Genomic DNA, 13,889 nt, shown 5'->3' with positions numbered 1-13,889 from the left:
TTCAAAAAAGTTACCGATCTGTAATTTGCTGAACTGAGAAATTTACTCGACAAATCTTATGAATAGTTGCATAAATCTTGTTTAGGAAAGGAGGTGAAAATGAAAGATAATAATCTTAATAAAAATTCTTATAAAGCATATGATTTGCAAGAAGAAAATAGGATGAGAGATAGTGAAAAATGGCGTAAAACGCAAGCAATAATAGATGAACAGTTTTCGAAAGATTCATCATTTGATGATGAAAGAGTAAATGCATTAGGAGCTCCATTGCTTGGTGATACTCGTGATTTATTCCGTCCAGCTTCTCGTGATATTCCAGCGCAACCTGGAGTATACAAGTGGCGTGATGGCGAGGGGCGAGTTATTTACGTTGGAAAAGCAAAAAATTTACGCAATCGTTTAGCGAATTATTTTCAACCTCTTTACCAACTTCATCCTAGAACTCAATCTATGGTTCTTACAGCTCGCAGTTTGGAATGGACTGTTGTAAGCACTGAATTTGAGGCTCTTACACTTGAATATACTTGGATTAAAGCTTTTAATCCTAGGTTTAATGTAGTTTTTCGTGACGATAAAACATATCCTTATGTTGCAGTTTCGCTAGAAGAAACTTTTCCAAGAGTATGGATTACTAGAAATCGTAGTGCGCGGCATGCTAGATATTTTGGTCCGTATGCAAAAGTGTGGCCTCTTCGTCATAGTTTAGATTCTTTACTTAAAACTTTTCCTATTCGCACATGCTCATCCTCTGTTTTTAACAAAGCTCATAGGACTGGTAGGCCTTGCTTATTTGCTTCGATTGGTAAATGTTCAGCTCCTTGTATAGGAAACATAGATCCTAGCGAACATCGCAAGATGGTAGAACATGTAGTTGGCATACTTACAGGCAGTGTTGGAGAGTCTTATATTTCACAAATTAAGAACGAGATGAAAGAAGCAAGTGAAGAGCTAGAATTTGAGCGTGCAGCTAAATTGCGTGACGAGATTGCTGTTTTGAACACTATTTTGCAACAAAATGCAGTTGTGTTTGACAATGATGTAGAAGCAGATGTTTTTGGATTCTGCGGAGATGAGCTTGAAGCGTCAATTCATGTATTTTTTGTCAGAGCTGGAATGATTCGTGGAGAGAAAAATTGGTCAGTAGAACGAAATGAGCATATCAGTGACAGTGATCTTATAGCTGATTTATTAACTCGCGTATACGCAGAATATGAGCAAAATTACACACAAAACCATGAAGATACTATTAGCATTAAGAAAGTTCGCGACGCTGTTAGCTCTACGCAACAAGCTACTGCAACTGATGTAATATTGCGAGCACAAGCTACTAAAACTCGTCGTGAACGTCAAGAGAGAACAGGTCGTGAGGATTTACTTGCTCCTATTTCGCCTGTTCCTCGTGAGATTATAGTTCCAATTAAAATTTCTGAAGAACGTAAGCAAGAGCTTGAATTGTGGCTTAGCAATATTCGTGGTTCTCAAGTAAGTATTAGAGTTGCAGAGCGCGGAGAAAAACGTGCTCTTATGGATCGTGCAAACGATAATGCTAGTCAGGAATTGAAACGCATAAAATCTAGCCGTATTAACAGCATAGATATGAGAACAGAAGCTATGAATGAAATAGCAAAAGCGCTTGGAATGAGTAAATCTCCTTTGCGAATTGAATGTTATGATATCTCAAATACAGTTGATGGCAGTTATCAAGTTGCTTCTATGGTTGTTTTTGAAGATGGTGTTGCTCGTCCTAGTGAGTACCGTCATTTTGCGGTTCGAGGTGAACACGGTGATGGTAAAACAGATGATTTAAGTGCTGTTTATGAAACATTATTGCGAAGGTTTAAGCATAAAGATGTTTATGCAGAAGATAAGCTTGATACATTAGATGCATCAGATACATCTGACTCATCTGACATTAATATTTGTGATTCCAACAGTATTTCTAATAAGCATTTTTCAGGTAATTCGTTGACTAGTGCGCGGCATTTTGCTTATAAGCCTCAATTAATTATTGTCGATGGAGGAAAAGAACAAGCAAAAGCTGCTAAAAGAGCTATGGAAGATGCTGGCGTAAGTGATATTACTGTTTGTGGTTTAGCTAAGAAGCTTGAAGAAGTGTGGCTTCCTGACGAAGATTATCCAATCATTTTTAAGAGAAGCTCAGAAGGATTGTATTTATTGCAGCGCGCTAGAGATGAGTCTCATCGTTTTGCTATTTCGTATCATCGTAAATTGCGAAGAAAAGGTTCATTGCATTCTACTTTTGATGCTATTCCTGGAATTGGATCAGTGTATCGTAAACGTTTGCTTGCATTTTTTGGTTCAATAAAATCTTTGAAAAATGCTTCATTAGAAGATTTGCAAAAAGTGCCTGGAATTGGTGAGAATAAAGCAAAAGCTATATACAGTGCTTTGCGTAAAAATAATGATGAATTACTATGAGTCGCAACTCGTCAGCATAGGGCACTAGCCTAAGAAGTATGTCTCAGGAAATTGAAATTGGTTTGGGCAAAAAAGCCCGAGTTGCATATTCGCTTGACGATATTGCTATTGTTCCTTCGCGTCGCTCGCGTGATCCTCAAGCTGTATCTACTGCATGGCAAGTAGATGCTTATACGTTTGATATCCCAATTATTGCTGCTCCGATGGATTCGGTTACTAGCCCGGATACTGCGATTGCAATTGGTCAAATGGGTGGTCTTGGAGTTCTTGATCTAGAAGGTTTATGGACTCGATATGAGAATCCAGAACCTTTGTTAAAAGAAATAGCTGAGTTGCCGTCAAACATTGCAACCCGCCGCATTCAGGAGATTTATACTGAGCCGATCAAACCAGAATTGATTGCAAAGCGTTTGCATACAATCAGAGATGCTGGAGTGACAGTAGCAGGAGCTCTTTCTCCACAACGCACGCAAGAATTATATAACACTGTTCTAGAAGCTGGTGTTGATTTATTCGTGATTCGCGGAACAGCAGTATCTGCGGAACATGTTTCTAAAGATCATGAACCTCTTGATTTAAAGAAGTTTATTTACGATCTCGATGTTCCTGTTATTGTTGGAGGTTGCGCAGATTATACTTCTGCTCTTCATTTGATGAGAACTGGAGCTGCAGGTATTTTAGTTGGATTTGGCGGCGGAGCAGTATCCGCAACCATGAATACTTTAGGTGTGCAAGCACCTATGGCTACTGCTATTGCGGATGTTGCTGAAGCTCGTAGGGATTATATGGATGAATCCGGCGGCCGTTACGTGCAAATTATTGCTGATGGAGGAATGGGTAATTCCGGCAGCTTTATTAAGGCTCTTGCAGTTGGAGCTGACGCAGTTATGCTTGGTACTCCATTAGCTCGCGCAACTGAGGCTCCTGGTCATGGCACTCATTGGGGTGCTGAGGCTCGTCATTCATCACTTCCTCGCGGGATGCGTTCAAATGTTGGCACTGTGGCTCCGTTAGAGAATATTCTTTTTGGCCCAAGTCATGAAGCAGATGGTACTACAAACTTTGTTGGTGCATTGCGCAGAACAATGGCTTCTACAGGTTATGTTGATGTTAAGAGCTTCCAGCGTTGTAGCGTAGTATTTAACCCATTCCATCAGGATATTCGTTAGTGTTATAAGTATGATGCTTATTGCATAAAATATGGCGGTTCAGTAATTTGTTCTGAGCCGCCATTTTTGTTTTCAAAATTGTTATATCTATATGAACATTCTATTGATTTATGCATAAATATGATTTTTAGCTATATTTGCTATTCTCTTAAACCGTAATGTGTATAATTCAACACGCATAAAATCGTTTATTTTCAATAAAAATGACGAATATTTTGTAATTTATCCACATTTTTATTAATTACGCAGTTAGAGAAAAATTACGTTGTAAGCTTTTATCTAAACTCGTTTAGTTTGTAGAAATATAAACTTAACAAGTTTTAAATAACAACAGTTTTAAATAATTGTTAAAACAGGAGAGAAATATGAAGATAGATTTTGCTGATGCCTATGGCATGGATGATAACGATTACAGTGATGATGAGCTGAAAGATAAGTCCTCAAAGACTAAGAAAAACAATGACGAGGATCCTCCACATGTTTTCTGTAGACCTCGTATTAGCTTGCCTGTATATGAGGGTGAAGTTAGTGTTGGTTTTTCTCGTGAATGCTTGAAATACCATGTTGGAATGTGTTATTTCGACAGTAGAGATGAGCAGGCTTTTGTTAATTTAGCTTTAAAAACTTGTCAAATTGCTTGTATAGCTGCAGATATTTCGAGAGGTAGGCCTATTTCTCCAGCAATGTCGCAGCTTCTAACAAAAAGTTGTATTACTAAATTAACTAACATGTGGAAACTGATGGATGAGTATTTCACTGATAATAACGATTCGGAAACTCGCTCTGCTGTGCGTAGTTTTCCTGCAGTTCCGAGTTTGTTTAATGGAATGTTAGTCAGCCCGAATCATTTTGAAGGTGTTGTGCGCATTTGTGCAGGACCTGTGAAATACTGGGCGTCGTTATCTTTGGAATTGAAAAATAATCGTTGGATTTGCACGTATGCAGATCTAGGATAAAATCGTCGCTTATAGTAGGTAGCTGAAATAAGACATCTATGATAATGCGTTTGAAGACTTATGTACATATATTCAAATAAATATGAGCCCCTTATTGCTTGATTTGCTGATTTTTCAACAATTTTAGCAATAAAGGGGTTCACTTTTGTAAGATTAAACATTCTAACTTGTACGACTTGTAGAATCTAAGTTTTTTCCCAGTGTTTGTTTGTAAATGACAATATTAAGTATTATTTTTTGTACTTCGTGCAGTCGTGTCGATTCTGTTATCAAGTACAATAAATAATATGCTCCGAGAATTTGCTGTAGAAGCCATTCACCCAACTCAAGACGGTGATACCATTTATTCCTTACTCGCCAATCGTGCTATGCGTAGCCCACAAGACTTGGTTGCTCAATGGCAAGACGATGAAACTCGTCGTTGGCATGATGTTACTTCATCTGAAATGCTCGCGAAAGTTCGTGCAGTAGCTCGAGGCTTAATAGCGCTCGGAGTTCAGCATGGCTCCAAAGTTGTTATTTACTCTGCTACATGCTATGAGTGGGGTGTTGTCGATTTTGCTTGTGCATGTATTGGTGCTGTAAGCATTCCTATTTATGAAACAGATTCAGCATTGCAGGCAGCTGACATTATCGATGAAGTTAAGCCAGTTATTGCTTTTGCTGGAGACGATGCGCATGCTCAATGCTTAGAGCGTGTTCGTCAGGATCATAAACATATAACTTTGAAAACCGTATTTAATTTCAAAGCTGGTGGCTTGGAAGCCGTTGTTGATTTTGGTAAATCTACTACTGATGATGAGCTTAATAAAGCTGTTGATGCTGTTAAGGCAGATGATTTAGCTACTATTGTTTACACTTCTGGTTCGACTGGTAGACCTAAAGGCGCAATGCTTTCAAATCGTAATTTTACGCATATTGTTTTTGCTGGTTATGATGTTCTTAACGATATGTTATGCAAGCCAAATCGTTTGCTTTTATTCCTTCCATTGGCGCATTGTTTTGCTCGGTACATTCAATATGTTGCTATTGGTGCTCACGGTGTTATTGGATATGTGCCTAATGCTAAGCATCTTTTGGCTGATTTGCGTAGTTTTAAGCCTACGTATTTACTTGGCGTGCCTAGAGTTTTTGAAAAAGTTTATAATGCTGCGTCACAAAAAGCTGGTGCTGGTATAAAGGGTCGTATCTTTGCTAAAGCTGTAAAACATTTCATTCAATGGTCTCGCGACAATGTTGAAGGTAAAACTCATTCTCTTGCTGCACGCATGAATCATGCGATGTATATGAAAACAGTTGGCTCGTCTATTCGCTCAGCTTTAGGCCCTAATCTTTCATGGTTGGCCTGCGGTGGAGCTCCAATGGATGCTGATTTGGCTCATTTCTTTAATGGTCTTGATGGCATTACTTTTATTCAAGGCTATGGAATGACTGAAACTGCCGCTCCTTGTGTAGTTAATTTTGAGCATGCAAATCAAGTTGGATCTGTAGGTCGACCTGGTCCTGGTATAGCTATCCGTCTTGCTGACGACGATGAAGTGCTTATTAAAGGTCCTAACGTATTTATGGGATATTTCAATAAGCCTGAGCTTACTGCAGAAGTTATTGACGAAGATGGATGGTTGCATTCAGGCGATCTTGGCTCAATAGATGATGAAGGATTCTTGTCTATTACTGGTCGCAAAAAAGATATTATTATTACTGCCGGTGGCAAGAATATAAGTCCTGCTCCTATGGAAGGTATTATTGCTCAATGCCCATTAGTTTCTCATGCTGTAGTAGTGGGCGATGGTAAGCCATTCGTTTCTGCTTTAATTGAGCTTGATTCAGATATGGTTCGTTCTTGGCTAAAGAATAAGGGTATGGATGTTAACCTTACTATGAGTGAGATTGCTACTAACGAAGCAGTGCGTTCAGTAATTCAGCAATTTATTGACCAAGCTAATAGTACTGTTTCTCGCGCTGAGTCTGTTCGTAAGTTTGTTATTTTGCAAGATGAATTTACTCAAGATGCTGGAACCTTGACTCCAAGTATGAAGATTGTTCGTCCGAAGATTCTTGCTCGCTATGCTGATATTATCGAAACGCAATTGTATGCTCCAAAGCCTAATACTCGTCCTTTGCCAGCAACTGTAAAGATTCTCGATAAAACTACTGAGACTGTTAAGCAAGCACAGGAGACTGTTAAGCAAGCTCAGGAAGCTGTAACTCCTCGAGTACGTCAAGCTATCGATCAAGCTGCGAATCATTTGAAGCGTTTTGGTGAAGAATCTTCATCAGATTCCTCTTCGACATCGCATAGTGATCATAATGAACATGTCGAGTAAAAAGCTTACACATTTGTAGTTGTTTTTCGTTATTCCTACTTACATAAAAGAAAGAGTAATCGAGTGTCTATTAGAAAAATTCGTATTGTTCCGGATCCCGTATTGCGAACTCCTTGTGATGAGATTCGTGAAATTACGCCAGCTGTGAAACATTTAGTTGATGATTTATTGGAAACGGTAAATGACCCAGGTAGAGCTGGGTTGTCTGCTAATCAGATTGGTGTAAGTTTTAGAGCTTTTTCTTACAATATAAATGGTCGAATCGGCTATATTTTAAATCCCGTAATTGAAGAGCTAAAAGGTGAACAGTACGACGACGAGGGTTGCCTTTCTGTTCCGGGATTATGGTACAAAACTAGGCGTGCAAATTATGCTAGAGCTTGTGGAATTGATTTAGATGGTAAGACTGTAGTGCTTGAAGGTGAAGGTCTTATGGCTAGAATGATTCAGCATGAGTGTGATCATTTAGATGGTCATATTTATTTAGATAGACTTGAAAAGGACGTGCGCCGTCAAGCGTTGCGTGAGTTGCGCAATAATATGCGTAACTAAGTTTTAGTTTTTATGCTTTATGTGTAAATAATTTTTTAAAAATTATCGGCGTTTTTGTTGCTTTTATTGCTACAAGAATGCCGATTTTTAGTATTGAGCATCTGATATAATCGCTCTTTGCGTGTCCATTTTGAGCATGAGTATTGCCGCGTTGTATGATTGCTCGCTTTTTATTGTCTACACGGATTCGCAAATACGCGCCATGTACGCGTCCGTTCGTGTCGGTCGGCTTGGATTTAGACATGTGTTAACCAAGTTGCATGCGAACAGACATGGCCAGGAAATAACCGACAAGAAAGGTATATAGATATGGCACAGATTACCATGAGCGAAATGCTGAAGGCTGGTTTGCACTTCGGTCATCAGACTCGTCGCTGGAACCCAAAGATGAAGCAGTTCATTCTTACCCAGCGCAATGGTATTCATATCATCAATTTGTTCAAGTCTCTCGACATGATCGACAAGGCTTATGACTTCATCAAGCAGACTGTTGCTCACAACGGCACTGTTCTCTTCGTGGGCACTAAGAAGCAGGCTCAGGAAGCTGTACAGAATCAGGCAACTCGCGTAAACATGCCTTATGTTTGCGAGCGTTGGCTTGGCGGTATGTTGACTAATTTCCAGACTGTTTCTACTCGCGTAAAGCGCTTGAAGGAACTTGAGGAAATGGACTTCAGCGATGTTCGTGGATCCGGCTTGACTAAGAAGGAACTTTTGCTTCTCGAGCGCGAGAAGGACAAGCTTTCCAAGCAGCTCGGTGGTATTCGCAACATGAACCGCACTCCATCCGCCATGTTCGTTGTTGATATTAACAAGGAAGCTTTGGCTGTTGAAGAAGCTCATAAGCTTGGTATCCCAGTTGTAGCAATTGTTGATACCAACACTGATCCTGAGGCTGTTGAGTATCCAATTCCTGCCAACGACGATGCTATTCGTGGCATTGAGTTATTGACTAGCTTGATGGCTGATGCTGTAGCTGAAGGTTTGCTTGAGCATGCCGGTAAGGGCGCTAAGTCTGAAGGTAATGATGCTCAGCCAATGGCAGCTTGGGAGAAGGAATTGCTCACCAAGGAAGGCGAAGCTGAAGCTAAGCCTGCCAAGGAAGAAAATACTGAGGCAAACGCCTGATAAGCTAATTTGCAACCAGATTCTTATTTAGAAGCTGCAAAATCCAATTGATTTTGCTTTTTGCAGCTTTTAAGAATCATATTGATACGAGGAGAACAAAATGGCAGCAATTACTGCAGCGTTGATTAAGCAGGTGCGCGAAGAAACTGGCGCCGGCATGATGGACGTTAAAAAGGCTCTTACTGAAGCTGAAGGCGACGTTGCCCGCGCTAAGGAAATCATCCGTGCTAAGGGTATTCAGGCAGCTGGTAAGCGTGAAGGTCGTAAGGCTCAGGAAGGTACCATCGCTTCTAAGGTTGTTAAGTCTGCTGAAGGCGAAACTGGTTACGCAGTTGAGTTGAATTCTGAAACTGACTTTGTGGCAAAGACACCAAAGTTTGTGGAATTCTCAAACACTGTTCTTGACCATGCTGTTGAAGCTAATGCTTCTACTGCTGAAGAAGTACTTGCAGCCCCAGCTGATGGTGCAACTGTTAAGGAATCTGTTGAAGAAGCAGCAGCTTTGTTCGGCGAGCATGTCAAGGTTGGTCAGGTTGCTAAGGTAAGCGGTCCACACGTTGAGATTTACGCTCACAAGAAGTCTGTGGAATTGCCTCCAAGCATCGTTTCCATGATTGCTACTGACGAAGCTGGTGCAAAGGTTGCTCACGAAGCTGCTTTGCAGATTTCCGCTATGGGTGCGCAGTGGCTTCGCCGTGAAGATGTTCCAGAAGAAGTTTTGGAATCTGAGCGTCGCGTTGCAACCGAGAAGTCCTTAGCTGAAGGCAAGCCAGAGAAGATTGTTCCAAAGATTGTTGAAGGACGTATGAACGCCTTCTTCAAGGAAACTGTACTTCTCGAGCAGGCATACGTTAAGGATCCATCCAAGAGCGTTGGTGACTTGTTCAAGGAAGTTGGCGGCACCGCTCTTGCCTTTGCTCGCGTTGAGGTTGGCAAAGGTGCTGCTGAATAAGCACTAATTATATGAGAATTTATTTTTGTTCTTGTATATAGGGTTGCGTGCACAAGTTGTGCGCAACCCATTTTTATATTCATTGTCCAGCTTAACGTGCGTTTTGAGTGTCGTTATTGATAGATAAACTGACAAAGATATACCTCATTCGCCGTTATGACTGGAGGAATCTGTATGGCTATTGCACAAACGGATGAAGGAAAGTCCCGTAGGGTTTTATTAAAGCTTTCTGGAGAAGCATTCGGTGGTGGTGCTGTTGGTATTGATACTCATGTCATTCGTAGGATTGCTGGCGAAATAGTAGCTGCAGTGAATCAAGGCGTTCAGGTTGCTATTGTTGTCGGCGGCGGTAACTTCTTTAGGGGAGCAGAACTGCAGCAAGCAGGTATTGATCGTAGCCGTGGTGATTATATGGGTATGTTGGGCACTGTAATGAACTGCTTGGCTCTTCAGGATTTTCTTGAGCAAGCAGGGCAAGCAACTCGCGTACAAACTGCTATTACAATGGGTCAGGTTGCAGAACCTTATATTCCGTTGAAAGCAATTCGTCACCTTGAAAAGGGTCGTGTGGTTATTTTTGGTGCTGGTGCCGGAATGCCATATTTTTCTACTGATACTGTTTCTATTCAACGTTCATTGGAAATTCATTGCGATGAAGTTCTTATGGGCAAGAATGGTGTGGATGGCGTATATAGTGCTGATCCTCGTAAAGATTCTACTGCTCGTAAGTTCCTAACATTAAACTACAAGCGCGCTATCGTTGATGGTTTAGCTGTTATGGATGCGTCTGCGCTTTCTATGGCTCGCGATAATAATCAAAAAATTCGTGTGTTTGGTCTTGAGGGCGAAGGTAACGTAACTAGTGCTCTTGTTGGAGAATCTATTGGCACATTAGTGTCTAATGCAGAGCCAACATTTGCTTAAATATTATAAAGGAGAACACATGTCAGCAATAATTGATCAAGCCCGTGAACAGATGAATAAGTCTGTTGAAGCTACTAAAGAGAATTTTATGGGTATTCGCACCGGTCGTGCTAATCCTGCTTTGCTAAACGGAATTATGGTTGATTATTATGGTGCTCCAACTCCAATTAAAGCTGTTGCATCTATTGGTGTTCCAGAGCCTAGAACTCTTTCAGTTACGCCTTTTGACGCTTCTCAAGCGAATGCTGTTGAAAAGGCTATTCGCGATTCTGATTTAGGTGTAAGCCCTAATCGTGATGGCAATGTTATTCGTGTTACTATGCCAGAGCTCACGGAAGAGCGTCGCAAGGAATACGTCAAGCTTGCTAAGAATAAAGCAGAAGAAGGCAAAGTTGCAGTTCGCAATATTCGTCGCAAAGCTAAGGAATCTATTGACAAGTCTGTTAAAGATGGTGAACTTGGCGAAGATGAAGGCGATCGTTTACAAAAAGAGCTTGATAAAGTAACTAAGCAAGTTACTGATTCTTTAGACGTTTTGCTTGAAGGTAAGCAAAAAGAAATTATGGAAGTCTGAGATTTTTGTAGTTTCAAACTGAATGGGTGCCGTATGAGTCAAATAAAACAGCATAATTTTGTCAATGAAGTCAGTAAAGCAAATGCTGAAAAAACTGCATCAGAAGTAGGATTGTCTTCTGACAAAGCAGATACTGCTACACATGGCACCCATGAAACTTTAAGTGATATTAATCGTCGCACAGGCAGGAATATGCCTCAGGCAATTGCTACCGCCGCAATACTAGTTGTTGCAATTGTTTCTTGCTTAATTATTAGCATTGATGTCTTTATAGTGCTTATGGCCATTTTTATGGTTCTGGCATTGTGGGAATTACATGTTGATTTTGCAACTCTCGGTTTGCGTATTCCTTTCGTGACGTTATCAATATGTTCGCTTGTAACTATTTTTGCAACATACTATGCAAAATGGCATGCTGTTGCTATGGCTAGTGGAATTACTGCATCTTTGCTTCTTACAGTAATTTGTGCGACTCTTAGCAGTACTATTTCAGATAGAACGATGCAAGCTGTAGAAAAAAAGCTCGATGGTTCTAACCGCTCATCATACGAACATACTTTATTTACGAATACGTCTGTTTCGCTATTCGTGGTGTTGTACATTCCACTTTTAGCTTCTTGCATCGTATTAGCTCTTACAAATACAAAATACGCAGTTGCTCACGCTATGCTTTTGGTATTTTTACCTGCATTAAGTGACACTGGCGGATTATTTGCTGGTGCATGGTTGGGCAAACATAAGCTTTCTCCGCGAATCTCTCCTAAGAAGTCTGTAGAAGGCTTAATAGGCTCAATGCTTTTTGCAATTATAGGAGCATATGCAATTATTGCAGGTTTTTATGGTTCCTCTTGGTTCAATTTCTGGTGGATGCCATTAGTCATGGGTATTTCTTCTGGAATTATTGGCACATTTGGTGACTTGTGTGCTTCTATGCTTAAAAGAGATATTGGTATTAAAGACATGGGACATTTGCTAAAAGGTCATGGTGGTGTTCTTGACCGAGTAGATTCTATTTTGCTGTGCGGTCCTGTGCTGCTTGTGCTTTTGCAACTTGCTCATTTCTGAATTTATCTGTCGCAATCGTGGGCTTAGACTAATATCGGCGCCATGACAGTCTGTTTTATTCCGTCGCCAAGTATTTCGCAATTTTCTCTTGGCTTTGTAAACATAAAGTTTTACGCTCTTAGTATTCTTGCCGGTATTTTGATTGCAATGTGGATTACTACGCGTCGATGGAAGCGTCTTGGAGGAGATTTTAACCAGATACTTGATCTTGTTTTAGTCAGTCTTCCTGCTGGAATAATTGGCGCGCGTTTGTATCACGTTATTACAACTCCAGAAAAGTTTTTTGGCTCTAATGGTGATTTTTTAGAAATTTTTAGAATTTGGAATGGTGGTCTAGGAATTTGGGGCGGTATATTCTTAGGCGCATTGGCTGCTTGTGTATTATGCAAGTATCGTAAATATCCTATTGGATTACTAGCTGATTGTGCAGCTCCTGCTGTGCTTATTGCTCAAGGTATAGGAAGATTGGGGAATTGGTTTAATCAAGAACTTTACGGAGCTCCTACTAACTTGCCGTGGGGTTTGAAGTTAAATTATGATACCACTCAAGCAATAGGTCATAGTGAAAGATGTTATGATGGGTTAACGTGCCCAGAAGGCACATTATTTCATCCAACATTTTTATATGAGATGATTTGGAATTTCATCGGTGCTGCATTGCTTATTTATTTTGGCAAAGTTATAGCTAAGAAGTTAAAAGCCGGTTCCGTATTCGCACTTTATGTTATGTGGTACACAATTGGACGCGTGTGGATTGAGGCATTGCGAATTGATTTTTCACATGTTTTCTTAGGTGTGCGCATTAATGTTTGGGTTTCTATTATCGTATTCATTTGTGCAACTATTGTTTTTGCTTTGCTGCAAAAGAGTACTAGTACTCGTGAGTCTCTTGTTGAACGACTTATAGATATAACTTCAGACGAAAGAGAACGTGAGTCTCAGAACACTTCTAGTAAGTAAGATTCAAGTATTTGAAAAAGCAATTTTAAAAATCTTGTTTTTATAAAACTAGTCGCTTGCATTTTCTAGAATAGTACACATGAATATACAAATAGCACCTAGCATTCTTTCCGCAGATTTTTGCAATCTTGAGCGTGACCTCGATGCAATATCTAATGCGGATCTTGTTCATGTCGATGTAATGGATCATCACTTTGTACCTAACTTGACTTTGGGTGAACCAATTGTTAAGCGAATTTGTGAGGTTACTAAACTTCCAGTTGACGTACATTTGATGATTGAGGATCCAGATCGTTGGGCTCCAGAATATGCTAGACTTGGAGCTGCTTCTGTGAGTTTTCATATGGGTGCTACTCATGCTCCAGTGAGATTAGCTCGTCAGCTTCGCGATATGGGTTGTAAAGCTTGCTTTGCTGTGCGCCCTGCGGAACCAGTTGAACCTATTTTCGATATTCTTGATGAATTCGATATGGTTCTTATTATGACTGTTGAGCCTGGTTTCGGTGGACAGAAGTTCTTAGCTAATCAAATGAATAAGGTTCGCCGTTTACGTGACGAAATTACTCGTCGTGGTCTCAATACTCATATTCAGGTTGATGGAGGAGTTAGCCCTTCAACTGCAGCAATAGTTGCTGAAGCTGGTGCTGATGTGCTTGTTGCAGGTTCTGCAGTTTATGGAGCAGAAAGTCCTAAAGAAGCGATTGAAGCTATTCGCAATACTGCAAAAGCTGCTTGGCGTGAATAAATATTAGATGTATGTTGGGGGCATGAAATATGTCCCCAACATATTAAGTATTGCACAACAAGCGAGTTTTTTTTGATGCGAATATATGCTGATTAATT

At 40.3% G+C, this 13,889-nt stretch carries 12 protein-coding genes; all 12 read left to right on the top strand.

Features of this window, described 5'->3' with window-relative positions; genetic code table 11:
• The first annotated feature begins 99 nt into the window (after window positions 1–99).
• A complete protein-coding gene (gene uvrC / locus K9E37_RS00740; protein ID WP_102155127.1) occupies window positions 100–2,439 on the top strand; it encodes an excinuclease ABC subunit UvrC in 2,340 nt (779 codons plus the stop codon).
• Window positions 2,440–2,477: 38 nt separating this feature from the next.
• On the top strand, window positions 2,478–3,608 hold the full coding sequence (locus K9E37_RS00735) for a GuaB3 family IMP dehydrogenase-related protein (protein ID WP_064622111.1): 1,131 nt from the start codon (window positions 2,478–2,480) through the stop codon (window positions 3,606–3,608).
• A gap of 365 nt (window positions 3,609–3,973) precedes the next feature.
• Window positions 3,974–4,564 (top strand): hypothetical protein, encoded by a 591-nt coding sequence (locus tag K9E37_RS00730; protein ID WP_004108888.1) that lies wholly within the window; start codon window positions 3,974–3,976, stop codon window positions 4,562–4,564.
• Window positions 4,565–4,851: 287 nt separating this feature from the next.
• Entirely contained in the window at window positions 4,852–6,891 is a 2,040-nt protein-coding gene (locus K9E37_RS00725; RefSeq protein WP_033888437.1) for an AMP-dependent synthetase/ligase, read from the top strand.
• Window positions 6,892–6,954: 63 nt separating this feature from the next.
• Window positions 6,955–7,443 carry a peptide deformylase gene (locus K9E37_RS00720; protein WP_004108893.1) on the top strand — a complete coding sequence of 163 codons (489 nt, stop codon included), beginning with the start codon at window positions 6,955–6,957 and terminating at the stop codon, window positions 7,441–7,443.
• Between the two features lie 309 nt (window positions 7,444–7,752).
• Window positions 7,753–8,571 carry a 30S ribosomal protein S2 gene (gene rpsB / locus K9E37_RS00715; RefSeq protein WP_032842488.1) on the top strand — a complete coding sequence of 273 codons (819 nt, stop codon included), beginning with the start codon at window positions 7,753–7,755 and terminating at the stop codon, window positions 8,569–8,571.
• Between the two features lie 100 nt (window positions 8,572–8,671).
• Window positions 8,672–9,523, top strand: a complete 852-nt coding sequence (gene tsf, locus K9E37_RS00710; protein WP_004106601.1) for a translation elongation factor Ts — start codon at window positions 8,672–8,674, stop codon at window positions 9,521–9,523.
• Window positions 9,524–9,697: 174 nt separating this feature from the next.
• Window positions 9,698–10,447 (top strand): UMP kinase, encoded by a 750-nt coding sequence (gene pyrH / locus K9E37_RS00705; protein ID WP_004108906.1) that lies wholly within the window; start codon window positions 9,698–9,700, stop codon window positions 10,445–10,447.
• Between the two features lie 19 nt (window positions 10,448–10,466).
• Window positions 10,467–11,021, top strand: a complete 555-nt coding sequence (gene frr, locus K9E37_RS00700) for a ribosome recycling factor (protein ID WP_004106603.1) — start codon at window positions 10,467–10,469, stop codon at window positions 11,019–11,021.
• Between the two features lie 33 nt (window positions 11,022–11,054).
• On the top strand, window positions 11,055–12,086 hold the full coding sequence (locus K9E37_RS00695) for a phosphatidate cytidylyltransferase (protein WP_082915460.1): 1,032 nt from the start codon (window positions 11,055–11,057) through the stop codon (window positions 12,084–12,086).
• 42 nt (window positions 12,087–12,128) lie between these two features.
• On the top strand, window positions 12,129–13,046 hold the full coding sequence (lgt, locus tag K9E37_RS00690) for a prolipoprotein diacylglyceryl transferase (RefSeq protein WP_076002883.1): 918 nt from the start codon (window positions 12,129–12,131) through the stop codon (window positions 13,044–13,046).
• Between the two features lie 79 nt (window positions 13,047–13,125).
• On the top strand, window positions 13,126–13,791 hold the full coding sequence (gene rpe, locus K9E37_RS00685) for a ribulose-phosphate 3-epimerase (protein ID WP_004108916.1): 666 nt from the start codon (window positions 13,126–13,128) through the stop codon (window positions 13,789–13,791).
• Window positions 13,792–13,889: the final 98 nt, after the last annotated feature.

It is taken from the genome of Gardnerella swidsinskii, assembly GCF_023277705.1.
GTDB classification, from domain to species: domain Bacteria; phylum Actinomycetota; class Actinomycetes; order Actinomycetales; family Bifidobacteriaceae; genus Bifidobacterium; species Bifidobacterium swidsinskii.
Note: the sequence above shows the minus strand (reverse complement) of the source record. Positions and strands in the feature narration are given on the sequence as shown.

Coding starts and splice junctions, on each gene's coding strand:
- uvrC (WP_102155127.1), top strand. CDS start 100: ATGAAAGATAATAATCTTAATAAAAATTCTTATAAAGCATATGATTTG.
- K9E37_RS00735 (WP_064622111.1), top strand. CDS start 2,478: ATGTCTCAGGAAATTGAAATTGGTTTGGGCAAAAAAGCCCGAGTTGCA.
- K9E37_RS00730 (WP_004108888.1), top strand. CDS start 3,974: ATGAAGATAGATTTTGCTGATGCCTATGGCATGGATGATAACGATTAC.
- K9E37_RS00725 (WP_033888437.1), top strand. CDS start 4,852: ATGCTCCGAGAATTTGCTGTAGAAGCCATTCACCCAACTCAAGACGGT.
- rpsB (WP_032842488.1), top strand. CDS start 7,753: ATGGCACAGATTACCATGAGCGAAATGCTGAAGGCTGGTTTGCACTTC.
- tsf (WP_004106601.1), top strand. CDS start 8,672: ATGGCAGCAATTACTGCAGCGTTGATTAAGCAGGTGCGCGAAGAAACT.
- pyrH (WP_004108906.1), top strand. CDS start 9,698: ATGGCTATTGCACAAACGGATGAAGGAAAGTCCCGTAGGGTTTTATTA.
- frr (WP_004106603.1), top strand. CDS start 10,467: ATGTCAGCAATAATTGATCAAGCCCGTGAACAGATGAATAAGTCTGTT.
- K9E37_RS00695 (WP_082915460.1), top strand. CDS start 11,055: ATGAGTCAAATAAAACAGCATAATTTTGTCAATGAAGTCAGTAAAGCA.
- lgt (WP_076002883.1), top strand. CDS start 12,129: ATGACAGTCTGTTTTATTCCGTCGCCAAGTATTTCGCAATTTTCTCTT.
- rpe (WP_004108916.1), top strand. CDS start 13,126: ATGAATATACAAATAGCACCTAGCATTCTTTCCGCAGATTTTTGCAAT.